The organism is Micromonospora sp. NPDC007230 (assembly GCF_042869115.1).
Lineage (GTDB): Bacteria > Actinomycetota > Actinomycetes > Mycobacteriales > Micromonosporaceae > Micromonospora.
The window spans coordinates 163879-184160 of sequence record NZ_JBIAFE010000001.1 but is presented as its reverse complement, the minus strand read 5'-3'; the positions used below and the strand labels follow the sequence as shown (position 1 = coordinate 184160).

Genomic DNA, 20282 nt, shown 5'->3' with positions numbered 1-20282 from the left:
GGACAAATGGACAGGCAAGTCAAGGGGATCCTGGGCGCCAAGCTCGGCATGACCCAGGTCTGGGACAACAACCGCGTTGTCCCGGTGACCGTGGTTCAGGCCGGCCCGTGCGTCGTGAGCCAGGTTCGTAGCGCCGACAAGGACGGCTACTCCGCGGTCCAGCTGGCGTACGGGGCCATCGACCCGCGCAAGGTCAAGAAGCCGATCGCCGGGCACTACGCCAAGGCGGACGTCGCGCCGCGCCGGCACATCGTCGAGCTGCGCACCGTCGACGCCGCGGACTACTCGCTGGGCCAGGAGGTCACGGTCGAGGAGTTCCCGGCCGGCGTCACCATCGACGTCACCGGCAAGACCAAGGGCAAGGGCTACGCCGGCCCGATGAAGCGGCACGGCTTCCACGGTCTGCGCGCCAGCCACGGTGTCGAGCGCAAGCACCGCTCGCCGGGCTCCATCGGCGCGTGCGCGACCCCGGGTCGCGTCTTCAAGGGCACCCGGATGGCGGGTCGGATGGGTGGCGTGCGCTACACCGTCCAGAACCTGACCGTCCAGGCGGTCGACACTGAGAACAACCTCCTGCTCGTCCGTGGCGCCATCCCCGGCCCCAAGGGCGCGCTGGTCCTGGTCCGTACCGCGGCCAAGAGCAAGGCGAAGAAGGGCGGTGCGGCCAAGTGACCACCGTTGACGTCCTCAGCGTCGAAGGCACCAAGAGCGGCTCCGTCGAGCTGCCGGCCGACATCTTCGACGCCCAGGCCAACATCGCGCTGATGCACCAGGTCGTGGTGGCTCAGCTCGCGGCGGCCCGGCAGGGCACGCACAAGGCCAAGACCCGCGGCGAGGTCTCCGGTGGAGGCAGGAAGCCGTACAAGCAGAAGGGCACCGGTCGTGCCCGCCAGGGCTCGACCCGCGCGCCGCAGTTCGCCGGCGGTGGCGTGGTCCACGGCCCGGTGCCGCGCGACTACAGCCAGCGCACCCCGAAGAAGATGAAGGCCGCCGCCCTGCGTGGCGCCCTCTCCGACCGGGCCCGCGCCGGCCAGGTGCACGTCGTCGAGGCGTTCGTCTCGGGCGAGAAGCCGTCGACCAAGGCCGCGCTGGCCACGCTCGCGAAGCTGACCGACGCCCGTCGCGTCCTGGTCGTGCTGAGCAGCACCGACGAGCTGAACTGGGTGTCGCTGCGCAACGAGCCGCGGGTGCACCTGATCGAGGCCGGCCAGCTCAACACGTACGACGTGCTGGTCGCCGACGACGTGGTCTTCACCAAGGAGGCCCTGGACGAGTTCCTGGGCGTTCCCGCCGAGACCACCGAGGAGGGTGGCAAGTGAGCACGATCGCCGATCCGCGCGACATCATCGTCGCGCCGGTCGTCTCGGAGAAGAGCTACAGCGAGCTGAACCGCAACTGGTACACCTTCCTGGTGCACCCGGACGCGAACAAGACCGAGATCAAGATCGCTATCCAGCAGATCTTCAACGTCCGCGTCCTGACGGTCAACACGCTCAACCGTGAGGGCAAGCGCAAGCGCACCAAGACCGGCTTCGGTCAGCGCAAGGCCACCAAGCGGGCGATCGTGAAGCTGGCTGACGGTGACCGTATCGAGGCCTTCGGCGGCCCGGTCAGCTGAGGGGTGTAGACAATGGCTATCCGTAAGTACAAGCCGACGACGCCGGGCCGGCGTGGCTCGAGCGTCGCCGACTTCGCCGAGATCACCCGGTCGACGCCCGAGAAGTCGCTGCTGGCTCCGTTGCCGAAGAAGGGCGGTCGCAACGCCCACGGCCGGATCACCACGCGGCACCACGGTGGCGGCCACAAGCGCCAGTACCGTCTGATCGACTTCAAGCGGGTCGACAAGGACGGCGTGCCGGCGAAGGTCGCGCACATCGAGTACGACCCGAACCGCACCGCGCGGATCGCGCTGCTGCACTACGCCGACGGCGAGAAGCGCTACATCATCGCGCCGAAGGACCTGAAGCAGGGCGACACGGTGGAGTCGGGCCCGAGCGCCGACATCAAGCCGGGCAACAACCTGCCGCTGCGCAACATCCCGGTCGGTACCACGATCCACAACGTGGAGCTGCGTCCGGGCGGTGGCGCCAAGCTGGCCCGCTCGGCCGGCGTCGGCATCCAGCTGCTCGGCCGTGAGGGCGCGTACGCGACCCTCCGCATGCCGTCCGGTGAGATCCGGCGGGTCGACGTGCGCTGCCGCGCCAGCATCGGCGAGATCGGCAACGCCGACCAGTCGAACATCAACTGGGGTAAGGCCGGCCGGATGCGGTGGAAGGGCAAGCGCCCGACCGTCCGTGGTGTCGCGATGAACCCGGTCGACCACCCGCACGGTGGTGGTGAGGGTAAGACCTCCGGTGGTCGCCACCCGGTCAACCCGCAGGGTAAGCCCGAGGGCCGCACCCGTCGTAAGGGCCAGCCGAGCGACCGGCTGATCGTCCGCCGCCGCTACGCCACCCGCAAGCGCGGCTAACAGGAGAGCTGACAGATGCCTCGCAGCCTGAAGAAGGGCCCGTTCGTCGACGACCACCTGCTCAAGAAGGTGGAGACGCAGAACGACAAGGGTTCGAAGAACGTCATCAAGACCTGGTCGCGGCGCTCGACGATCATCCCCGAGATGCTCGGGCACACGATCGCCGTGCACGACGGACGCAAGCACGTCCCGGTGTTCGTGACCGAGGCCATGGTCGGGCACAAGCTCGGCGAGTTCGCGCTGACCCGCACGTTCAAGGGTCACGAGAAGGACGACCGGAAGAGCCGCCGGCGCTGACGCCGCGGGCATACGGATAGAGGAACAAGGGGTTACAGCGATGCCAGGAAAGGGCGACGCTCCGGTGCTTCCGGGCGCGCGGGCGGTTGCGCGGCACGTGCGCATCTCGCCGATGAAGGCGCGCCGGGTGGTCAACCTCGTCCGCGGCCTGCCCGCGAAGGAGGCGCTCACGGTGCTGCAGTTCGCGCCGCAGGCTGCGAGCGAGCAGGTGTACAAGGTGCTCGCGAGCGCGATCGCCAACGCGGAGAACAACGAGCGGCTGGACCCCGACGCGCTGCTCGTCAGCGAGGCGTTCGTCGACGAGGGCCCGACCATGAAGCGGTTCCGGCCGCGGGCGCAGGGCCGGGCGTACCGGATCCGCAAGCGCACCTGCCACATCACCGTGGCGGTTGAGGCGGTGGCGCCGGCCGCGCCGAAGAAGTCGGCGAAGAAGGCCGCTCCGGCCAAGCAGGCCGAGGCCGCCGAGGGGCAGAGCACGACGGAGGGTGCCGAGTAATGGGTCAGAAGGTTCACCCGACCGGATTCCGGCTCGGCATCTCGACCGACTGGAAGTCCCGCTGGTTCGCGGACAAGCTCTACAAGGACTACATCGGCGAGGACGTCAAGATCCGCCGGATGATGTCCAAGGGCCTGGAGCGCGCCGGCATCTCCAAGGTCGACATCGAGCGCACCCGGGACCGGGTCCGCGTCGACATCCACACCGCCCGGCCGGGCATCGTCATCGGCCGTAAGGGTGCGGAGGCCGACCGGATCCGGGGCGAGCTGGAGAAGCTCACCGGCAAGCAGGTTCAGCTGAACATCATCGAGGTGAAGAGCCCCGAGTCGGACGCGCAGCTGGTCGCCCAGGGCGTCGCCGAGCAGCTGTCCAGCCGGGTCAGCTTCCGTCGGGCCATGCGCAAGGCGATGCAGTCCGCGATGAAGAACCCGGTCTGCAAGGGCATCCGGGTGCAGGTCTCGGGCCGTCTCGGCGGCGCCGAGATGAGCCGGACGGAGTTCTACCGCGAGGGCCGGGTTCCGCTGCACACGCTGCGGGCCAACATCGAGTACGGCTTCTTCGAGGCCCGTACCACCTTCGGCCGGATCGGCGTGAAGGTCTGGATCTACAAGGGCGACGCCGTCCCGGGCCGGGAGGCTCCGGCCGAGGCCGGTCCGTCCCGCCCGCGCCGTGAGCGCGGCGAGCGTCCCGAGCGGCCGCGCCGTGGCCGGTCGGGTTCGTCCGGCACGACCGCCGGTGGCACCGAGGCCGGCCGGGCTGCCGCGACCACCATCGCGCAGCAGGCCGAGACGCCGAGCGGCGAGCCGGTTGATGCCGGCGCTGTCGCCGCGACCGCGTCCGCTCCGGCTCCCACTCAGCCGGCAGAAACGCAGCAGGAGGGCTGACAGATGCTGATGCCGCGCAAGCCCCCGAAGGGCTTCCGCAAGCCGCACCACCCGGACCGCCACGGCGCGTCCAAGGGTGGTAACCGGGTGGTGTTCGGCGAGTTCGGGATCCAGGCTCTCGAGCCGGCGTACGTGACCAACCGCCAGATCGAGTCGGCGCGTATCGCGATGACCCGGCACATCAAGCGTGGTGGCAAGGTCTGGATCACGATCTTCCCGGACCAGGCCCTCACCAAGAAGCCGGCGGAAACCCGGATGGGTTCCGGCAAGGGTTCGCCCGAGTGGTGGGTCGCCAACGTCAAGCCGGGGCGGGTCCTCTTCGAGATGTCCTTCCCCAACGAGCAGATCGCGCGAGAGGCGATGCGTCGCGCGATCCACAAGCTCCCGATGAAGTGCCGCATTGTTACGCGCGAAGTGGGTGAATCCTGATGGCAGCGGGCGTCAAGGCCTCCGAGCTGCGTGAGCTCTCCGAGGAGGAGCTGGTCACGAAGCTGCGTGAGGCGAAGGCGGAGCTGTTCAACCTCCGCGTGCAGGCCGCAACCGGGCAGCTGGACAACAACCGGCGGCTGCAGGTCATCCGTCGGGAGATCGCCCGGATCTACACGATCATGCGTGAGCGTGAGCTGGGTCTCTCGGCCGCGCCGACTGAGGTGACTGCATCATGAGTGAGAACACCACCACCGCCGCCGCGCGGGCCCGCCGCAAGGTGCGTGAGGGCCTCGTGGTCAGCGACAAGATGGAAAAGACCGTCGTGGTCGAGGTCGAGGACCGGGTCAAGCACGCGCTGTACGGCAAGATCATGCGCCGGACCAGCAAGCTCAAGGTCCACGACGAGCAGAACTCCGCCGGGATCGGCGACCGGGTCCTGATCATGGAGACCCGGCCGCTGTCCGCCACCAAGCGGTGGCGGCTCGTGGAGATCCTCGAGAAGGCCAAGTAGCGAAGGCTCGAGCTCGGCCGGCATCGGTCGGGCGCAGGTTCCGCCAGGCTCCGGCCGCCTCTGGGCGGCCGGAGAACCGGCAGACATAGGAGATAGACGTGATTCAGCAGGAGTCGCGACTGCGCGTCGCCGACAACACGGGTGCCCGGGAGATTCTGTGCATCCGGGTTCTCGGTGGCTCCGGTCGGCGCTACGCGAGCATCGGCGACGTCATCGTGGCCACGGTCAAGGACGCGATCCCCGGTGCCGGTGTGAAGAAGGGCGACGTCGTCAAGGCCGTCGTCGTTCGCACCGCCAAGGAGAAGCGGCGGCCGGACGGCTCGTACATCCGCTTCGACGAGAACGCCGCCGTCATCATCAAGGACGGTGGGGACCCGCGCGGTACCCGCATCTTCGGCCCGGTGGGCCGGGAGCTGCGGGACAAGCGGTTCATGAAGATCATCTCTCTCGCGCCGGAGGTGTTGTGACCGTGAAGGTCAAGAAGGGCGACACGGTCGTCGTCATCGCCGGCAAGGACAAGGGCGCCAAGGGCAAGGTCATCGCGGCCTACCCGCGGCAGGACAAGGTCCTGGTCGAGGGCGTGAACCGGGTCAAGAAGCACACCCGCATCAGCACCACCCAGCGTGGCGCCAAGACCGGTGGCATCGTCACCCAGGAGGCCCCGATCCACGTCTCGAACGTGCAGGTCCTGGACTCCGACGGCAAGCCGACCCGCGTCGGTTACCGGATCGACGAGAACGGCCAGAAGGTCCGCATCGCGCGTAGCACCGGTAAGGACCTGTGATGACCACGGCTACCGAAACCAAGACCATGCCGCGCCTCAAGGAGCGGTACCGCAACGAGATCGTGGCCGAGCTGCAGAAGCAGCACAACTACGGCAACCCCATGCAGGTGCCGCGGTTGGTCAAGATCGTCGTCAACATGGGTGTCGGCGAGGCCGCTCGGGACGCCAAGCTGATCGACGGCGCGGTTCGCGACCTGGCCACCATCACCGGCCAGAAGCCGCAGGTGCGGCGGGCGACCAAGTCCATCGCGCAGTTCAAGCTCCGTGAGGGCATGCCGATCGGCGCGAAGGTGACCCTGCGCGGCGACCGGATGTGGGAGTTCCTGGACCGGCTGCTGTCCATCGCGCTGCCGCGTATCCGCGACTTCCGCGGCCTCGACGGGCGCAAGCTCGACGGGCACGGCAACTACACGTTCGGTCTGACCGAGCAGTCGGTGTTCCACGAGATCGACCAGGACAAGATCGATCGCCAGCGGGGCATGGACATCACGGTGGTCACGACCGCCACGACCGACGACGAGGGCCGGGCGCTGCTCAAGCTCCTGGGCTTCCCGTTCAAGGAGAACTGAGATGGCCAAGAAGGCGCTGATCCTCAAGGCGGCCGCGAAGCCGAAGTTCTCGGTTCGCGCGTACACCCGCTGCCAGCGGTGCGGGCGTCCGAAGGCGGTCTACCGCAAGTTCGGTCTCTGCCGGGTGTGCATCCGGGAGATGGCCCACCGCGGTGAGCTGCCCGGCGTGTCCAAGGCTTCCTGGTAATAGCTATTGCTCTTCGCCGTAGGCCCCGGGCGTGCCCGGGGAACCGCGGCGAGAAAGGCTGACGAATTCCATGACGATGACCGACCCGATCGCAGACATGCTCACGCGTCTGCGTAACGCCAACCAGGCGTACCACGACCGGGTGACGATGCCCTACTCGAAGATCAAGGCGAACATCGCCGAGGTCCTCAAGGCCGAGGGTTACATCGCCACCTGGTCGGTCGAGGAGCCCGAGGAGGGCGCCGTCGGCAAGCGACTGGTCGTCGAGCTGAAGTACGGCCAGAACCGGGAGCGGAGCCTGGCCGGCATCAAGCGTGTGTCCAAGCCCGGTCTGCGGGTTTACGCCAAGTCGGACGGGCTCCCGCGGGTGCTCGGCGGGCTGGGCGTGGCGATCATTTCGACGTCCCAGGGGCTGCTCACCGACCGGCAGGCCCGCAAGCGGAGCGTTGGCGGGGAAGTCCTCGCCTTCGTCTGGTAACGGGAGACAGGTAGAAATGTCGCGTATTGGACGTAAGTCGATCCCGGTGCCAGCCGGCGTCGACATCACGATCGACGGCCAGACCGTCAAGGTCAAGGGCCCGAAGGGCGAGCTGACCCACGTCCTCGCCGAGCCGATCACGGCGGAGCGGGGCGAGGACGGTGCGCTGCACGTCAACCGGCCGAACGACGAGCGCAAGGCCAAGGAGCTGCACGGCCTGAGCCGTACGCTGGTCGCCAACATGATCGTCGGGGTCACCGAGGGCTACCGCAAGAGCCTCGAGATCGCCGGCACCGGTTACCGCGTCACCGCCAAGGGCAAGGACCTCGAGTTCGCGCTCGGGTTCTCGCACCCGGTGCTCGTGCCGGCGCCGGAGGGCATCACCTTCACGGTGGAGAAGCCGACGCTGTTCCACGTGGCCGGCATCGACAAGCAGCAGGTCGGTGAGATCGCCGCCAACATCCGGAAGATCCGCCCGCCGGAGCCCTACAAGGGCAAGGGCGTCAAGTACCAGGGCGAGGTCATCCGCCGCAAGGCTGGAAAGGCAGGTAAGAAGTGAGCGCCACGCTGCTCAAGCGCCGCCGCGGCGTCGCCGCCAAGCGTGCCGTCGGGCGTGCGCGTCGGCACTTCCGGGTCCGCAAGAACATCAGCGGCACCGCCGAGCGTCCCCGCCTGGTCGTCACCCGCTCCCTGCGGCACATCGTCGCCCAGATCGTGGACGACACCAAGGGTCACACCCTGGCGTCGGCCTCGACCCTGGACGCCTCGCTGCGCGGCGCCGAGGGCGACAAGAGCGCCCTGGCCGGCAAGGTCGGCGCCCTGCTCGCCGAGCGGGCCAAGGCCGCCGGCATCTCGAAGGTCGTCTTCGACCGCGGTGGCAACCGGTACGCGGGGCGGGTCGCCGCGCTTGCCGACGCCGCCCGCGAAGCCGGGCTCGAGTTCTAGAAACCCCGTCACGAGAGAGAAGGAAGGCTGCTGATGCCAGGTCAACAGCGCCGTGGCGGCGGGTCCGGTGGCAACGAGGGTGGTCGCCGCGACAACCGCCGTGAGGGCGGCCGCGGAAACGCGCCCGTCGAGAAGACCCCGCACCTTGAGCGGGTCGTCGCGATCAACCGCGTCGCCAAGGTCGTGAAGGGTGGTCGTCGCTTCAGCTTCACCGCCCTGGTGATCGTGGGCGACGGCGACGGCACCGTCGGCGTGGGCTACGGAAAGGCCAAGGAGGTGCCCGCGGCGATCGCCAAGGGTGTCGAGGAGGCCAAGAAGCACTTCTTCAAGGTGCCGCGGATCGGCGCCTCGATCCCGCACCCGGTGCAGGGCGAGGACGCGGCCGGCGTGGTGCTGCTCAAGCCGGCCTCGGCCGGTACGGGCGTCATCGCCGGCGGTCCGGTGCGCGCCGTGCTGGAGTGCGCGGGCATCCACGACGTGCTCTCCAAGAGCCTCGGCTCGTCCAACCCGATCAACATCGTGCACGCCACGGTGGCGGCCCTGAAGGCGCTCGAGTCGCCGGAGGCGGTCGCGGCCCGTCGTGGTCTGCCGGTCGAGGACGTCGCGCCGGCCGCGATGCTGGCGTCCCGGGCGGGGGTGGCTTCCTGATGGCGCGCCTGAAGGTCACCCAGGTCCGGTCCGAGATCGGGACCAAGAAGAACCAGCGTGACTCGCTGCGTTCGCTCGGTCTCAAGCGGATCAACGACGTGGTGGTCAAGGAGGATCGGCCGGAGATCCGGGGCATGATCTTCACGGTCAACCACCTCGTGAAGGTCGAGGAGGTCGAGTAATGACGATCAAGGTCCACCACCTGCGTCCGGCGCCGGGAGCCAAGACCGAGAAGACCCGGGTGGGTCGCGGTGAGGGCTCCAAGGGCAAGACCGCCGGCCGCGGTACCAAGGGTTCGAAGGCCCGGAAGAACATCTCGCCGGCGTTCGAGGGTGGGCAGATGCCCATCCACATGCGCCTGCCGAAGATGAAGGGCTTCAAGAACAAGTTCAAGGTCGTCTTCCAGGTGGTCAACCTGGACCGGCTCGCCGAGCTCTTCCCGAACGGCGGCCAGGTCGGCCCGGTCGAGCTGGTCGAGGCCGGCGCGGTCCGCAAGGGCCAGCCGGTCAAGGTGCTCGGCACCGGCGACCTCGGCGGTGTGGCCCTCCAGGTGTCGGCGCACGCGTTCAGCGCGTCGGCCAAGGAGAAGATCACCGCTGCCGGTGGCTCGGTCACCGAGCTGTAAGGCACGACACATGGCGCCCGCTCAGGTCCACGTGACTGGGCGGGCGCCATGGTCTACCTGGCGAATGTGCGCCGGGTAACATCGGATTCGTTTTATGTAGCCGGGCGCATCTGCCCCGACTGGGATCGGGCTGTTAGAGTCCCATCCCAGCTATGGATATCGGGCGCTCGCCCGGCACCCACCCCGGATCCGCCAGGAATCAGACCGGCGGCCCGCGTCGCGCAGGAGGAAGAAGTTGCTGTCCGCCTTTCTCAGTGCGTTCCGAACGCCTGACCTGCGCAAGAAGCTGCTGTTCACAGTAGGCATCATCGCGGTCTACCGGCTCGGCGCCACTCTGCCCAGCCCCGGCGTCTCGTACGGCAACGTCCAGAAGTGCCTCGACGCCATCCAGGGCGGCGGCACCGGCGTGCTGAACCTGCTGGACCTCTTCAGCGGTGGCGCGCTGCTGCAGCTCTCGGTCTTCGCGCTGGGCATCATGCCCTACATCACCGCGTCGATCATCCTGCAGCTGCTGACCGTGGTCATCCCGCGGCTGGAGCAGCTCCGCAAGGAGGGGCAGGCCGGCCAGGCGAAGATCACCCAGTACACCCGCTACCTGACCCTGGGTCTGGGCATCCTGCAGTCCTCGGCGTTCGTGGCGCTGGCCCGCTCCGGGCAGCTCTTCCAGAACCGCTGCGACCAGTGGCCGATCGTCCCGCGGGACACCGGCATCCCGGACTGGCTGACCCTGGGCATCCTGGTCATGACCATGACCGCTGGCACCGGTGTGGTGATGTGGCTCGGCGAGCTGATCACCGACCGCGGCGTCGGCAACGGCATGTCCGTGCTGATCTTCACCTCGATCGCCGCCCGGCTCCCCAGCGAGGGCTGGAAGATCAAGACCACCAAGGGCTGGGGGATGTTCCTCCTCGTCATCGCCCTGGTGCTGGTGGTCATCTGCGCGGTCACCTTCATCGAGCAGGCCCAGCGCCGGATCCCGGTGCAGTACGCCAAGCGCATGATCGGCCGGCGGATGTACGGCGGCACCTCCACCTACATCCCGCTGAAGGTGAACCAGGCCGGCGTCATCCCGGTCATCTTCGCCTCGTCGCTGCTCTACCTGCCGACGCTCGCGCTCCAGTTCTTCGACCAGACCAACCCGGGCAAGACCCAGGCCTGGATCCAGAACCACATCGTGAAGGCGAGCGCGCCGGAGCACATCGCGATCTACTTCCTGCTGATCATCTTCTTCACGTACTTCTACGTGTCGATCACGTTCAACCCGACCGAGGTCGCGGACAACATGAAGAAGTACGGCGGCTTCGTGCCGGGCATCCGCCCCGGCAAGCCGACCGCCGAGTACCTCGACTTCATCCTCAGCCGGATCACCCTGCCGGGTGCGCTCTACCTGGGCATCATCGCGATCCTGCCGAACTTCTTCTTCATCTGGCTCGACAACCAGCAGTTCCAGAACTTCCCGTTCGGCGGCACCGCTGTGCTCATCATGGTCGGCGTCGGTCTGGAGACCGTGAAGCAGATCGAGAGCCAACTCATGCAGCGGAACTACGAAGGGTTCCTGCGGTAGATGCGACTCGTTCTGGTTGGCCCGCCGGGCGCGGGCAAGGGCACACAGGCGGAGTTCATCGCCGCTCACCTGTCGGTGCCGAAGATCTCGACCGGGGACATCTTCCGGGCGAACGTCTCCCAGGGCACCCCGCTCGGCGTCGAGGCCAAGCGATACATGGACGCCGGCAAGCTGGTCCCGGACGAGGTCACCATCAACATGGTGCGGGACCGGCTCGCCGAGCCGGACGCCAGTGAGGGCTTCCTGCTCGACGGCTTCCCCCGTACCACCCCGCAGGCCGCCGCGCTGGACAAGCTCCTCGCCGACCTCGGCACCGCGCTGGACCTGGTGCTGGAGCTGGTCGTCGACGACGACGAGGTGATCCGGCGGCTCTCCGGCCGGCGTACCTGCCGGGGCTGCGGCAAGATCTGGCACGTCGAGTTCGACGCCACCACCCGCGAGGGGATCTGCGACCGCTGCGGCGCCGAGCTGTTCCAGCGGGACGACGACAAGCCGGAGACCATCGCCGCCCGGCTCCGGGAGTACGCCGAGAAGACCGCGCCGCTGGTCGACTACTACGGCGCCCAGGGCAAGCTCGTCGGGATCGACGCGACCGGGCCGGTGGAGGACGTGACCGTCCGCGCCATCGACGCCCTCCGTTCCTACGGCGGCTGACGTCCCGCCGGCCTCCGGCGGATAGAGTGCGAACAGCGGGGTACGTGCGACGTGCCCCGCTGTTCCGCGCAACGAAAGGTAACGCCTCCATGCGTCGTCCCCAGCTGGACATCCAGCTGAAGACCCCCGACCAGATCGAGATGATGCGGGCCGCCGGTCTGGTGGTGGCCCGCGCGCTGCGTCGGATGCGGGAGGCGGTCGCCCCCGGTGTGAGCACCGCCGACCTGGACGCGATCGCCGAGGCCACCATCCGGGAGGCCGGCGCCGTTCCGTCGTTCAAGGGCTACCACGGGTACCCGGCGTCGATCTGCTCCTCGGTCAACGAGCAGGTGGTGCACGCCATCCCGTCGTCCAAGCAGGTGCTCCGCGCGGGTGACCTGATCTCGATCGACTGCGGCGCGGTGCTCAACGGGTGGCACGGCGACGCCGCGATCACCGTCGGCGTCGGCGAGGCCGACCCGGCCCTGCTGAAGATGGCCGCCGTGGCCGAGGACGCGATGTGGGCCGGGATCGCCGCCGCCGCCCGGGGCGCCGCCGGCGGGAAGGGTCGGCTCACCGACATCTCCCATGCGGTGGAGCACGCGGTCCGCAAGGGCGGCCGCTACGGCATCGTCGACGGGTACGGCGGGCACGGCATCGGCACCGAGATGCACCAGGACCCGCACGTGCTCAACCACGGGCGCCCCGGCAAGGGCCCCCGGCTGGTGCCCGGCATGGCGCTGGCGATCGAGCCGATGATCACCATGGGCTCGCCGCGTACTGTCGAGCAGGCCGACGGCTGGACGGTGGTGACCCGGGACGGCTCCGTGGCGGCGCACGTCGAGCACTCGATGGCCCTGCTGAACGACGGTGTGTGGGTGCTGACCGCGGAGGACGGCGGCCGGGCCCGGCTCGGCAACCTGGTCACCGCCCGCCAGCCGGCCGACTCGCCGGCGGTCTGACGGTCCCCGGGTGTCGGCCGCCCCGACCCTGCCTTCGCTACGCACGTGATGTCGTGAACGAGTCGGCGGCCGGGCGGTGGCACCGGCGACACCGCCGGGTGCTGACGGTTGCCCAGGCGGGGTGACGCCGTTCGGTGGGGAACCCGGTCCGTTTGCGTCATCCGGTTCATACCGTGCCGACTGGGCGTTCTCGGCCGATCGCAGGCGGATCGCAGGCCGCTCGCGCCGGTCGTCCGGGCAGGGGCGTTACGGCGAAAGTGGTCCGGCGCTGTCATGCTTGCCCTCATGGACGGGGAGAGGGAGATGCGGGCGGCCGACACCGACCGGCAGGCGACGGCGGAGCGGCTCCGGGCGGCCCTGGAGGAGGGCCGGCTCGACCTGCACGAGTACGACGAGCGGTTGGGCCGGACGTACGGCGCGAAGACGTACGCCGAACTGGCGGAGATCGTGGCCGACCTGCCGGGTCCGGCGCCAGCGCAGCGATCCGCCCTGGCGGCCGCACCGCCCGGCCCGCTGCCGGCGGGCGAGAAAGTGGCCGCCGCGGCGGGACGTCCGTCCGGCTGGCTGCTCGGGATCTGGTCGCCCTGGTTGCGGGTGGCTGCCGTGCTGATCCCGATCTGGCTGATCGTCTCGATCGGCTCCGGCAACTTCTCCGGCTACTGGCCGGCCTGGGTGCTCGGCCCTTGGGGCGCGCTCCTGCTGTTGCGGACCGTGGGCGTGTCCGACGGCGGGCCGCACCCGACCGAGCGGCGCCGCCAGGCCCGGCGGGAACGGCGGCGGGGCCACTGACCGACATGCTGTGGCCAGCGCCACAGCACGTCGCCCGGGGCCTGATGGATTTCCTCCGTCGGGGGCCGGATGCGTGGCCGGTTTGGCGGCGGCGCGCAGGCGGGCGTACACTTTCTGATCGGCGCACAGCGTCCACTCCGGCATGCCCACCCAGCGCTTCGGTGGGAGCTGGAGCCGCGGCTGGCGCGGGTTTCCTGATCTTGGTCAGTTCACCCGTGTAAGACGTTGTGGGCCGTCCGGAGCAACCGACGTCAGGACAGCGGAGGACATGCCGAAAAAAGACGGAGCCATCGAGATCGAGGGTCGGGTCATCGAGCCCCTGCCGAACGCCATGTTCCGCGTGGAGCTCGCGAACGGCCACAAGGTGCTGGCTCACATCAGCGGCAAGATGCGGCAGCACTACATCCGCATCCTGCCGGAGGACCGGGTCGTCGTCGAACTCTCGCCGTACGACCTGACCCGCGGGCGCATCGTCTACCGCTACAAGTAAGCCTGACGACGGCCGGGAAGTCCCCGTGTCCGTCTTCGACGTCCGGCGTCGCGCTTCGTCGCGTCTCCGGGCCAGATGGGAAGTAAGGCAACCGTGAAGGTCAAGCCGAGCGTCAAGAGGATCTGCAACAAGTGCCGGGTGATCCGCCGGCACGGCCGGGTCATGGTCATCTGCCAGGACCCGCGCCACAAGCAGCGCCAGGGCTGAGCCGTTCCCGCCGACCGTGACGAGCGGCGGCGGAACAGGCCCGGGCGGCAGATCCCGACAAACACATCACCAGCTCGTCCCAGCCGCGAGCGGTACGCAGCGCGTACCCCCTCGTGGTTGACCCCCGGTCGGAGGCCGGGGCCCGCTCGGGCAGCGACCGATCCCGGTCGCCGGCGCGTGACGCCGGAAGGACAGGGACGGTCGGTAGCGGGGTGGGACGGGTCCACACCTCCGCCACAACATCACGAGGAGTACGCCCGCACATGGCACGTCTAGTCGGCGTGGACCTCCCCCGCGAGAAGCGGATGGAGATCGCGCTCACCTACATCTTCGGGGTCGGCCGTACCCGCGCCCTGGAGACGCTCGCCGCCACCGGCATCTCGCCGGACAAGCGCGCTCGGGACCTCACGGATGAGGAGCTGGTCCAGCTCCGTAATCACATCGAGGGCAACTACAAGGTTGAAGGTGACCTGCGCCGCGAGGTCGCCGCTGACATCCGCCGCAAGGTCGAGATCGGCTGCTACGAGGGCATCCGGCACCGCCGGGGCCTGCCCGTGCGTGGCCAGCGGACCAAGACCAACGCGCGGACCCGGAAGGGCCCGAAGCGGACCGTCGCCGGCAAGAAGAAGCCCGGCAAGAAGTAACTAGGAGCGCACAGACTTATGCCACCGAAGGCTCGTGCCGGAGCCGCCGTCAAGAAGGTCCGGCGCAAGGAACGCAAGAACGTCGCCCACGGGCAGGCGCACATCAAGAGCACCTTCAACAACACCATCGTGTCCATCACGGACCCGACCGGTGCGGTCATCTCCTGGGCTTCCGCGGGCCAGGTCGGCTTCAAGGGCTCGCGCAAGTCGACCCCGTTCGCCGCGCAGCTGGCCGCCGAGGCCGCCGCGCGTCGGGCCATGGAGCACGGCATGCGCAAGGTCGACGTGTTCGTCAAGGGCCCCGGCTCCGGCCGGGAGACCGCCATCCGCTCGCTGCAGGCCGTGGGCCTCGAGGTCGGTCAGATCTCCGACGTCACCCCGCAGCCGCACAACGGATGCCGTCCGCCGAAGCGTCGCCGGGTCTGAGAGGTTAGAGAGAGATGGCTCGTTACACCGGTGCTGACTGCCGCCGTTGCCGGCGGGAGAAGATGAAGCTGTTCCTCAAGGGCAGCAAGTGCGATGGTCCGAAGTGCCCGTTCGAGTCCCGGCCGTTCCCGCCCGGGCAGCACGGCCGCGGCCGCACCAAGGAGACGGAGTACCTGCTCCAGCTCCGTGAGAAGCAGAAGGCCCGCCGGGTCTACGGCGTGCTGGAGAAGCAGTTCCGCGGTTACTACGAGGAGGCCGTGGGCAAGCAGGCCAAGACCGGTGAGGTCCTCCTGCAGATCCTCGAGTCGCGGCTGGACAACGTGGTCTACCGGGCCGGCTACGCCAAGTCCCGGGACATGGCCCGTCAGCTGGTCAAGCACGGTCACTTCACGGTGAACGGCAAGAAGGTCGACATCCCGTCGTTCCGGGTCAAGGAGCACGACATCATCGAGGTGCGTGCGAAGAGCAAGGAGCTCACCCCGTTCCTGGTGGCGCAGGGTGAGGCCGGCTCGCGGACCGTCCCGGCGTGGCTGGAGGCCATCCCGAGCCAGCTGAAGATCCTCGTGCACTCGCTCCCGGCCCGCCAGGTGATCGACACCCAGGTCCAGGAGCAGCTGATCGTCGAGCTCTACTCGAAGTAAGGGCTCGTTGCGGTGGCCCGCCCCCGAGGGGGCGGGCCACCGGAACAGTTTGTGTCGTGGGCGTCATATGGCGGGCGCCCCGGAAGAGAAGAGAAAACATGCTCATCAGCCAGCGACCGACCCTCTCCGAGGAGTCGATCAACGAGACCCGGTCCCGGTTCACCATCGAGCCGCTGGAGCCGGGCTTCGGCTACACCCTGGGCAACTCGCTGCGGCGTACGCTGCTGTCGTCCATCCCGGGTGCGGCCGTCACCTCGATCAAGATCGACGGCGTGCTGCACGAGTTCACCACGATCCCCGGGGTCAAGGAGGACGTGGTCGAGCTCGTCATGAACATCAAGGAGCTCTGCGTCAGCTCCGAGCACGACGAGCCGGTCAGCATGTACCTGCGCAAGCAGGGCCCGGGCGACGTGACCGCCGGTGACATCCAGCCCCCGGCCGGTGTCTCCGTGCACAACCCGGACCTGAAGCTCGCCACCCTGAACGGCAAGGGCCGGCTCGACATGGAGCTGACCGTCGAGCGGGGTCGGGGCTACGTCACGGCGGCGCAGAACAAGCAGGCGGGCGCGGAGATCGGCCGGATCCCGGTCGACTCGATCTACTCGCCGGTGCTCAAGGTGACCTACCGCGTCGAGGCGACCCGCGTCGAGCAGCGGACCGACTTCGACCGGCTGATCATCGACGTCGAGACCAAGCCGTCGATGGGCCCGCGTACCGCGCTGGCCTCGGCCGGCTCGACGCTGGTGGAGCTGTTCGGGCTGGCCCGGGAGCTGGACGAGACCGCCGAGGGCATCGACATCGGGCCGTCCCCGCAGGACGCCCAGCTGGCGGCGGACCTGGCTCTGCCGATCGAGGAGCTGGACCTGACCGTCCGCTCCTACAACTGCCTCAAGCGCGAGGGCATCAACTCCGTTGGTGAGCTGATCGGGCGTACCGAGGCGGACCTCCTCGACATCCGGAACTTCGGTCAGAAGTCGATCGACGAGGTCAAGATGAAGCTCGCCGGGATGGGCCTGGGGCTGAAGGACTCCGCCCCGAACTTCGACCCGGCGCACGTCGTGGACGCCTTCGGCGAAGCCGACTACGACACCGACGACTACCGCGAGACCGAGCAGCTCTAAGTCCGGCTGCCGCCACATCTGAGGAGCACCAACAATGCCCACGCCCACCAAGGGCCCCCGCCTCGGCGGCAGCCCCGCGCACGAGCGGCTGATGCTGGCCAACCTGGCCACCTCGCTGTTCCAGCACGGCAAGATCCAGACCACCGAGACGAAGGCCCGGCGGCTGCGTCCGCTGGCCGAGCAGCTGATCACCAAGGCCAAGCGGGGCGACCTCGCCTCGCGCCGGCGGGTGCTGGCCGTCGTCAAGGACAAGGACGTGGTCTACACCCTGTTCGACCAGATCGCGCCCCGGTACGCCAACCGCAACGGTGGCTACACCCGGATCGTGAAGACCGGCCCGCGCAAGGGTGACGCCGCTCCGATGGCGATCATCGAGCTGGTGGAGGAGCTTCAGGTCGCCGAGCCGAAGGCGAACAAGAAGACCGCCGCCCGCAAGGCCGCGCAGCAGGACAAGGTCGAGGCCCTGGCCCCGGCCGAGGAGGCCCCGGCGTCGGCCGACCAGGACTCCGAGCCGCCGGTGCACGTCTCCGGTGACACCGCCGCCGCCCGCGAGGACAGCGACGAGGCCAACGAGAACAAGGCCTGAGCAGAGGCAGCATCGTCGGGCCCGGCATCCCCTCGTGGGGTGCCGGGCCCGACGCCGTCAACGGGAGGTACGAGGTGGACGAGCGGACCCGGCTGCGGCTGGACGTCTCGTACGACGGCACCGACTTCTCCGGCTGGGCCGCCCAGCCCACCCGGCGCACCGTCGCCGGGGTGCTGGTCGAGACGCTGGACCTGATCCTCGGCGCGGGCACCGCGACCGGGTTGACCGTGGCCGGCCGCACCGACGCCGGCGTGCACGCCACCGGGCAGGTCTGCCACCTCGACCTGCCGACCGCCGGATGGCGGCAGCACGAGGGGGGCCTGCTGCGCCGCCTGGCCCGGCTGCTCCCGCCCGACGTGCGGGTACGCGCCATGACCGAGGTGCCGGCCGACTTCGACGCCCGCTTCTCGGCCACCTTCCGCCGCTACGAGTACCGCGTCACCGACGCCCCGTGGGGTGCCGAGCCGTTGCGCCGCACCGACACCCTCGCCTGGCCGAAGCTGCTGGACCTGGCGACGCTGAACGCCGCCGCCGGCGGCCTGGTGGGGGAGCACGACTTCGCGGCGTACTGCCGGCGCAAGGAGAACGCCACCACGCTGCGCGAGGTGACCCGGCTGGACTGGCGGCGCGACCCGGACGGGATCCTGGTCGCCACGGTGCAGGCCGACGCGTTCTGCCAGGCGATGGTGCGTAGCCTGGTCGGCGCCATGCTGGTCGCCGGGGACGGTCGCCGGCCGGTGGAGTGGCCGGCCAGCATGCTGAGCCGGCGGGAACGGTCCAGCGAGGTGACCGTGGCCCCGGCGCACGGGCTGACCCTGGTCGCCGTCGGCTATCCGGACGACCCCGCCGAGTACGCCCGCCGCGCCGACCTCACCCGCCGGATCCGGGTCCCGGTCGCCGAGGGCTGACCGTCCTTCCCGCGCCGGGCCGCCGGTCAGTTGTTGCGGGGACTCCGCTGGTCGGTCGCGTTCTGGCCGGCGGTGTCGTCGGTCTGCGGCTGGGTGGGCTGGCTGGCCACCCCGCCGTTCGCCCGGCGCTCCAGCACGCCGCGGTTCAGGTAGACCTCGATCAGGTCGTACAGGATGTCGCGCGCGTTGGCGTCGGTGGAGCTGATCCGCTGCCCGTCCGCGCGGGTGACCAGGCAGTAGGCGAGGTAGTGCCCGCGTACCTGCCAGCCGACCCGGGCGGCGGCCTTCGCCACGGCCTCGGTGCTGTTGTCGACCGACATGCCCTGCAGCCGGCCCTGCCGTTCGTCGAGCAGCTGCCGCATCCGGTCCCGGGCCCGCTGGGCGCTGGCCACGTCGGTCAGGTTGAACAGGCCGGCGGTGATCAGGTAGTCCCCGTCGGGGGAGCGGAGGGTCGCCCGGACCACCTGGTTGCAGCCGAGGCGGACGAGCAGGTCGGCGATCTCACCGGTCGCCGCGACCGCGCAGCTGCCGCTGGACTGCGACTTGAGCACCTGGTAGGCCGGCTGGCCGCTGGCGACCACGAGCTGCCGGCCCGGGAAGACCTCCTTGGCGGTGAGCGCCAACTGGTCGGTGTCCCGGGAGTCCAGGTCCTTCCCGTCGGCCGCGGCCGACTGCTCCACCACGGGCTGCCCGGTCTGCTGGCCGGCCTGCGGGTTGCCGGTCCGCTCCTGCAGCAGGGCGGCGACGGCCAGGCCGCAGAGCGCGAGCAGCACCAGCACGGCGGCGCCGCCGATCAGCACCTGCCAGGCCCGGCCGCCGCCGCGCCTGCGGGCCGGCCTGGCGGGCTCGGCCAGGTCCAGCTCGTCTGCCGGGTGGGTGACCGGGGGCTCCGCGGCCGGCGCGGATGGGCGGCCCGGGGTGGTGGACGCCGGCGGGGCTGCCTCCCGATGCGGTGCGGTGGTGGACGCCGGCGGCGGCGTCGGCCCGGTGGCCCGGGCGGCGGCCGGAGCGGACGCCTGCCGGGCCGGCGCCGGGGTGGGGGCCGGGGCCGGGATGACGTCGACGGGCGGTCGGGTGCGCCGCACCGGCGGGGGCAGCGACGGAGTGGGGAAGCGGGACGGCGAGGGGCCCGCGGGTGGCGGTGCCGCGGGTACGGACGGCTCCGACCCGGGCCTCGGGTACTCCAGGAAGCCGTCCTCATCGGACTCGTACCGATACACCATGTGCGTTACCCTAGGACCCATTGTCCCTTTCGGGGGTAATATCGGGAAAATCAAGCGAAGTGGTGTCGCATCTACTTCGCCACACCGTCGGCGGTGCCGTCCGGGGCCGGTGCGACAATGCCGGACGTGACCGGCGACCACTACTTCACCGCTGAACCCACGACCGCCGCCCAGCCGCGCGAGGTCGAGTTCTCCGTCGCCGGGCGCGACTACACGCTCGCCTCGGCCGGCGGGGTCTTCTCCGCCGACCGGCTCGACCCCGGCACTGCCGTCCTGTTGCGCAAGGCCGAGCTGCCCACCGCCACCACCACCGGCCCGCTGCTCGACGTCGGCTGTGGATTCGGCCCGATCACCTGCGTACTCGCCACCAGCGCGCCGGCCGCCACGGTCTGGGCGGTCGACGTCAACGAGCGCGCCCGCGAGCTCACCGCCGGCAACGCTGCCCGGGTGGGCGTCGCCGACCGGGTCCGGGTGGTGGCGCCCGACGAGGTGCCGACCGATCTCTCCTTCGCGCAGATCTGGTCCAACCCGCCGATCCGGATCGGCAAGCCGGAACTGCACGAGCTGCTGCTCCGCTGGCTGCCCCGGCTCGCCCCGGACGGGGTGGCGTGGCTGGTCGTCGCCCGGCACCTCGGCGGCGACTCGCTGCACCGCTGGCTCGTCGAGCAGGGCTGGCAGGTCGAGCGGCACGCCAGCCAGAAGGGCTACCGGGTGCTGCGGGTCACCCGATAATCGAGTGTCGCCCGTGCCGCCCCCTCGGGCAGG

Annotated in this window: 34 protein-coding genes; 33 read left to right on the top strand and 1 reads right to left on the bottom strand. The window is 69.7% G+C overall.

Annotated elements, in window-relative coordinates; genetic code table 11:
• Nucleotides 1-6 precede the first annotated feature (6 nt).
• From rplC to truA, 32 genes are all read left to right on the top strand, one after another.
• Nucleotides 7-672: a 50S ribosomal protein L3 gene (gene rplC / locus ACFYML_RS00935; protein ID WP_357438199.1), complete on the top strand. Its 666-nt coding sequence runs from the start codon at nucleotides 7-9 to the stop codon at nucleotides 670-672.
• Nucleotides 669-1319, top strand: a complete 651-nt coding sequence (gene rplD / locus ACFYML_RS00930; protein ID WP_387274857.1) for a 50S ribosomal protein L4 — start codon at nucleotides 669-671, stop codon at nucleotides 1317-1319. Before rplC ends, rplD begins: the two co-directional genes overlap by 4 nt.
• On the top strand, nucleotides 1316-1618 hold the full coding sequence (rplW, locus tag ACFYML_RS00925) for a 50S ribosomal protein L23 (RefSeq protein WP_073834931.1): 303 nt from the start codon (nucleotides 1316-1318) through the stop codon (nucleotides 1616-1618). The genes rplD and rplW overlap by 4 nt, the downstream gene beginning before the upstream one ends.
• Nucleotides 1619-1630: 12 nt before the next feature.
• The gene (rplB, locus tag ACFYML_RS00920; RefSeq protein WP_109946702.1) at nucleotides 1631-2470 is read left to right on the top strand and encodes a 50S ribosomal protein L2; all 840 of its coding nucleotides are present in this window, start codon (nucleotides 1631-1633) and stop codon (nucleotides 2468-2470) included.
• Between the two features lie 15 nt (nucleotides 2471-2485).
• On the top strand, nucleotides 2486-2767 hold the full coding sequence (gene rpsS, locus ACFYML_RS00915; RefSeq protein WP_007073032.1) for a 30S ribosomal protein S19: 282 nt from the start codon (nucleotides 2486-2488) through the stop codon (nucleotides 2765-2767).
• A gap of 40 nt (nucleotides 2768-2807) precedes the next feature.
• Nucleotides 2808-3263 carry a 50S ribosomal protein L22 gene (rplV, locus tag ACFYML_RS00910; RefSeq protein ID WP_073834929.1) on the top strand — a complete coding sequence of 152 codons (456 nt, stop codon included), beginning with the start codon at nucleotides 2808-2810 and terminating at the stop codon, nucleotides 3261-3263.
• The gene (rpsC, locus tag ACFYML_RS00905) at nucleotides 3263-4147 is read left to right on the top strand and encodes a 30S ribosomal protein S3 (protein WP_265005366.1); all 885 of its coding nucleotides are present in this window, start codon (nucleotides 3263-3265) and stop codon (nucleotides 4145-4147) included. The genes rplV and rpsC overlap by 1 nt, the downstream gene beginning before the upstream one ends.
• Before the next feature lie 3 nt (nucleotides 4148-4150).
• Nucleotides 4151-4576, top strand: a complete 426-nt coding sequence (rplP, locus tag ACFYML_RS00900) for a 50S ribosomal protein L16 (protein ID WP_073834927.1) — start codon at nucleotides 4151-4153, stop codon at nucleotides 4574-4576.
• Complete coding sequence (rpmC, locus tag ACFYML_RS00895; protein ID WP_007073028.1) at nucleotides 4576-4812, top strand: 50S ribosomal protein L29; 237 nt, start codon at nucleotides 4576-4578, stop codon at nucleotides 4810-4812. Before rplP ends, rpmC begins: the two co-directional genes overlap by 1 nt.
• The gene (gene rpsQ / locus ACFYML_RS00890) at nucleotides 4809-5087 is read left to right on the top strand and encodes a 30S ribosomal protein S17 (protein ID WP_073834926.1); all 279 of its coding nucleotides are present in this window, start codon (nucleotides 4809-4811) and stop codon (nucleotides 5085-5087) included. The genes rpmC and rpsQ overlap by 4 nt, the downstream gene beginning before the upstream one ends.
• Before the next feature lie 98 nt (nucleotides 5088-5185).
• Entirely contained in the window at nucleotides 5186-5554 is a 369-nt protein-coding gene (gene rplN, locus ACFYML_RS00885) for a 50S ribosomal protein L14 (RefSeq protein WP_007073026.1), read from the top strand.
• Nucleotides 5551-5871: a 50S ribosomal protein L24 gene (rplX, locus tag ACFYML_RS00880; protein WP_172896341.1), complete on the top strand. Its 321-nt coding sequence runs from the start codon at nucleotides 5551-5553 to the stop codon at nucleotides 5869-5871. The genes rplN and rplX overlap by 4 nt, the downstream gene beginning before the upstream one ends.
• The gene (rplE, locus tag ACFYML_RS00875) at nucleotides 5871-6440 is read left to right on the top strand and encodes a 50S ribosomal protein L5 (protein WP_073834925.1); all 570 of its coding nucleotides are present in this window, start codon (nucleotides 5871-5873) and stop codon (nucleotides 6438-6440) included. Before rplX ends, rplE begins: the two co-directional genes overlap by 1 nt.
• A 1-nt stretch (nucleotide 6441) precedes the next feature.
• On the top strand, nucleotides 6442-6627 hold the full coding sequence (locus ACFYML_RS00870) for a type Z 30S ribosomal protein S14 (RefSeq protein ID WP_007073023.1): 186 nt from the start codon (nucleotides 6442-6444) through the stop codon (nucleotides 6625-6627).
• Between the two features lie 70 nt (nucleotides 6628-6697).
• On the top strand, nucleotides 6698-7105 hold the full coding sequence (gene rpsH, locus ACFYML_RS00865; protein WP_013288624.1) for a 30S ribosomal protein S8: 408 nt from the start codon (nucleotides 6698-6700) through the stop codon (nucleotides 7103-7105).
• 16 nt (nucleotides 7106-7121) lie between these two features.
• Nucleotides 7122-7664 (top strand): 50S ribosomal protein L6, encoded by a 543-nt coding sequence (gene rplF, locus ACFYML_RS00860; protein WP_073834924.1) that lies wholly within the window; start codon nucleotides 7122-7124, stop codon nucleotides 7662-7664.
• Nucleotides 7661-8050: a 50S ribosomal protein L18 gene (rplR, locus tag ACFYML_RS00855; RefSeq protein ID WP_073834923.1), complete on the top strand. Its 390-nt coding sequence runs from the start codon at nucleotides 7661-7663 to the stop codon at nucleotides 8048-8050. The genes rplF and rplR overlap by 4 nt, the downstream gene beginning before the upstream one ends.
• A 33-nt stretch (nucleotides 8051-8083) precedes the next feature.
• A complete protein-coding gene (gene rpsE / locus ACFYML_RS00850; protein WP_073834922.1) occupies nucleotides 8084-8698 on the top strand; it encodes a 30S ribosomal protein S5 in 615 nt (204 codons plus the stop codon).
• Nucleotides 8698-8880 carry a 50S ribosomal protein L30 gene (gene rpmD / locus ACFYML_RS00845; RefSeq protein WP_013473693.1) on the top strand — a complete coding sequence of 61 codons (183 nt, stop codon included), beginning with the start codon at nucleotides 8698-8700 and terminating at the stop codon, nucleotides 8878-8880. Before rpsE ends, rpmD begins: the two co-directional genes overlap by 1 nt.
• Nucleotides 8880-9323, top strand: a complete 444-nt coding sequence (rplO, locus tag ACFYML_RS00840; protein ID WP_148793479.1) for a 50S ribosomal protein L15 — start codon at nucleotides 8880-8882, stop codon at nucleotides 9321-9323. The genes rpmD and rplO overlap by 1 nt, the downstream gene beginning before the upstream one ends.
• Nucleotides 9324-9558: 235 nt before the next feature.
• Nucleotides 9559-10887, top strand: coding sequence for a preprotein translocase subunit SecY (gene secY, locus ACFYML_RS00835; protein WP_073834920.1), 1329 nt, complete (start codon nucleotides 9559-9561; stop codon nucleotides 10885-10887).
• The gene (locus tag ACFYML_RS00830; RefSeq protein ID WP_073834919.1) at nucleotides 10888-11541 is read left to right on the top strand and encodes an adenylate kinase; all 654 of its coding nucleotides are present in this window, start codon (nucleotides 10888-10890) and stop codon (nucleotides 11539-11541) included.
• A gap of 89 nt (nucleotides 11542-11630) precedes the next feature.
• A complete protein-coding gene (gene map / locus ACFYML_RS00825) occupies nucleotides 11631-12482 on the top strand; it encodes a type I methionyl aminopeptidase (RefSeq protein WP_387418657.1) in 852 nt (283 codons plus the stop codon).
• Nucleotides 12483-12767: 285 nt separating this feature from the next.
• On the top strand, nucleotides 12768-13271 hold the full coding sequence (locus tag ACFYML_RS00820; RefSeq protein ID WP_387418656.1) for a DUF1707 domain-containing protein: 504 nt from the start codon (nucleotides 12768-12770) through the stop codon (nucleotides 13269-13271).
• A gap of 268 nt (nucleotides 13272-13539) precedes the next feature.
• The gene (infA, locus tag ACFYML_RS00815; RefSeq protein WP_007073013.1) at nucleotides 13540-13761 is read left to right on the top strand and encodes a translation initiation factor IF-1; all 222 of its coding nucleotides are present in this window, start codon (nucleotides 13540-13542) and stop codon (nucleotides 13759-13761) included.
• Between the two features lie 93 nt (nucleotides 13762-13854).
• A complete protein-coding gene (gene rpmJ, locus ACFYML_RS00810) occupies nucleotides 13855-13968 on the top strand; it encodes a 50S ribosomal protein L36 (RefSeq protein ID WP_073834917.1) in 114 nt (37 codons plus the stop codon).
• A gap of 263 nt (nucleotides 13969-14231) precedes the next feature.
• Entirely contained in the window at nucleotides 14232-14612 is a 381-nt protein-coding gene (gene rpsM, locus ACFYML_RS00805) for a 30S ribosomal protein S13 (protein WP_073834916.1), read from the top strand.
• Between the two features lie 18 nt (nucleotides 14613-14630).
• The gene (gene rpsK / locus ACFYML_RS00800; RefSeq protein WP_007073011.1) at nucleotides 14631-15038 is read left to right on the top strand and encodes a 30S ribosomal protein S11; all 408 of its coding nucleotides are present in this window, start codon (nucleotides 14631-14633) and stop codon (nucleotides 15036-15038) included.
• Nucleotides 15039-15052: 14 nt separating this feature from the next.
• A complete protein-coding gene (rpsD, locus tag ACFYML_RS00795) occupies nucleotides 15053-15679 on the top strand; it encodes a 30S ribosomal protein S4 (protein WP_357438186.1) in 627 nt (208 codons plus the stop codon).
• Nucleotides 15680-15777: 98 nt separating this feature from the next.
• Entirely contained in the window at nucleotides 15778-16800 is a 1023-nt protein-coding gene (locus ACFYML_RS00790; RefSeq protein WP_013735931.1) for a DNA-directed RNA polymerase subunit alpha, read from the top strand.
• Nucleotides 16801-16834: 34 nt separating this feature from the next.
• On the top strand, nucleotides 16835-17386 hold the full coding sequence (gene rplQ / locus ACFYML_RS00785) for a 50S ribosomal protein L17 (protein ID WP_387418655.1): 552 nt from the start codon (nucleotides 16835-16837) through the stop codon (nucleotides 17384-17386).
• Nucleotides 17387-17460: 74 nt separating this feature from the next.
• Nucleotides 17461-18294: a tRNA pseudouridine(38-40) synthase TruA gene (gene truA / locus ACFYML_RS00780; RefSeq protein WP_387418654.1), complete on the top strand. Its 834-nt coding sequence runs from the start codon at nucleotides 17461-17463 to the stop codon at nucleotides 18292-18294.
• Between the two features lie 26 nt (nucleotides 18295-18320).
• Here truA and ACFYML_RS00775 read toward each other — a convergent pair whose 3' ends face one another.
• Complete coding sequence (locus ACFYML_RS00775) at nucleotides 18321-19517, bottom strand: hypothetical protein (protein ID WP_387418653.1); 1197 nt, start codon at nucleotides 19515-19517, stop codon at nucleotides 18321-18323.
• A 126-nt stretch (nucleotides 19518-19643) separates the two neighbouring features.
• On the opposite strand from ACFYML_RS00775, the gene ACFYML_RS00770 reads away from it, so the two are divergent.
• Nucleotides 19644-20249, top strand: coding sequence for a class I SAM-dependent methyltransferase (locus tag ACFYML_RS00770; RefSeq protein WP_387419005.1), 606 nt, complete (start codon nucleotides 19644-19646; stop codon nucleotides 20247-20249).
• Nucleotides 20250-20282: the final 33 nt, after the last annotated feature.

Bases quoted from the DNA above. Each gene is read 5' to 3' on its own strand.
- ACFYML_RS00790 (WP_013735931.1), top strand. From the start codon at position 15,778: ATGCTCATCAGCCAGCGACCGACCCTCTCCGAGGAGTCGATCAACGAG.
- rpsH (WP_013288624.1), top strand. From the start codon at position 6,698: ATGACGATGACCGACCCGATCGCAGACATGCTCACGCGTCTGCGTAAC.
- rpsQ (WP_073834926.1), top strand. From the start codon at position 4,809: ATGAGTGAGAACACCACCACCGCCGCCGCGCGGGCCCGCCGCAAGGTG.
- ACFYML_RS00830 (WP_073834919.1), top strand. From the start codon at position 10,888: ATGCGACTCGTTCTGGTTGGCCCGCCGGGCGCGGGCAAGGGCACACAG.
- rpmC (WP_007073028.1), top strand. From the start codon at position 4,576: ATGGCAGCGGGCGTCAAGGCCTCCGAGCTGCGTGAGCTCTCCGAGGAG.
- rplC (WP_357438199.1), top strand. From the start codon at position 7: ATGGACAGGCAAGTCAAGGGGATCCTGGGCGCCAAGCTCGGCATGACC.
- rpsD (WP_357438186.1), top strand. From the start codon at position 15,053: ATGGCTCGTTACACCGGTGCTGACTGCCGCCGTTGCCGGCGGGAGAAG.
- map (WP_387418657.1), top strand. From the start codon at position 11,631: ATGCGTCGTCCCCAGCTGGACATCCAGCTGAAGACCCCCGACCAGATC.
- rplE (WP_073834925.1), top strand. From the start codon at position 5,871: ATGACCACGGCTACCGAAACCAAGACCATGCCGCGCCTCAAGGAGCGG.
- rplQ (WP_387418655.1), top strand. From the start codon at position 16,835: ATGCCCACGCCCACCAAGGGCCCCCGCCTCGGCGGCAGCCCCGCGCAC.
- rplO (WP_148793479.1), top strand. From the start codon at position 8,880: ATGACGATCAAGGTCCACCACCTGCGTCCGGCGCCGGGAGCCAAGACC.
- rpsS (WP_007073032.1), top strand. From the start codon at position 2,486: ATGCCTCGCAGCCTGAAGAAGGGCCCGTTCGTCGACGACCACCTGCTC.
- rpsC (WP_265005366.1), top strand. From the start codon at position 3,263: ATGGGTCAGAAGGTTCACCCGACCGGATTCCGGCTCGGCATCTCGACC.
- rplF (WP_073834924.1), top strand. From the start codon at position 7,122: ATGTCGCGTATTGGACGTAAGTCGATCCCGGTGCCAGCCGGCGTCGAC.
- rpmD (WP_013473693.1), top strand. From the start codon at position 8,698: ATGGCGCGCCTGAAGGTCACCCAGGTCCGGTCCGAGATCGGGACCAAG.
- ACFYML_RS00775 (WP_387418653.1), bottom strand. From the start codon at position 19,517: ATGGTGTATCGGTACGAGTCCGATGAGGACGGCTTCCTGGAGTACCCG.
- ACFYML_RS00820 (WP_387418656.1), top strand. From the start codon at position 12,768: ATGGACGGGGAGAGGGAGATGCGGGCGGCCGACACCGACCGGCAGGCG.
- ACFYML_RS00870 (WP_007073023.1), top strand. From the start codon at position 6,442: ATGGCCAAGAAGGCGCTGATCCTCAAGGCGGCCGCGAAGCCGAAGTTC.
- rpsE (WP_073834922.1), top strand. From the start codon at position 8,084: ATGCCAGGTCAACAGCGCCGTGGCGGCGGGTCCGGTGGCAACGAGGGT.
- rplP (WP_073834927.1), top strand. From the start codon at position 4,151: ATGCTGATGCCGCGCAAGCCCCCGAAGGGCTTCCGCAAGCCGCACCAC.
- rpsK (WP_007073011.1), top strand. From the start codon at position 14,631: ATGCCACCGAAGGCTCGTGCCGGAGCCGCCGTCAAGAAGGTCCGGCGC.
- rplV (WP_073834929.1), top strand. From the start codon at position 2,808: ATGCCAGGAAAGGGCGACGCTCCGGTGCTTCCGGGCGCGCGGGCGGTT.
- rplB (WP_109946702.1), top strand. From the start codon at position 1,631: ATGGCTATCCGTAAGTACAAGCCGACGACGCCGGGCCGGCGTGGCTCG.
- rpsM (WP_073834916.1), top strand. From the start codon at position 14,232: ATGGCACGTCTAGTCGGCGTGGACCTCCCCCGCGAGAAGCGGATGGAG.
- infA (WP_007073013.1), top strand. From the start codon at position 13,540: ATGCCGAAAAAAGACGGAGCCATCGAGATCGAGGGTCGGGTCATCGAG.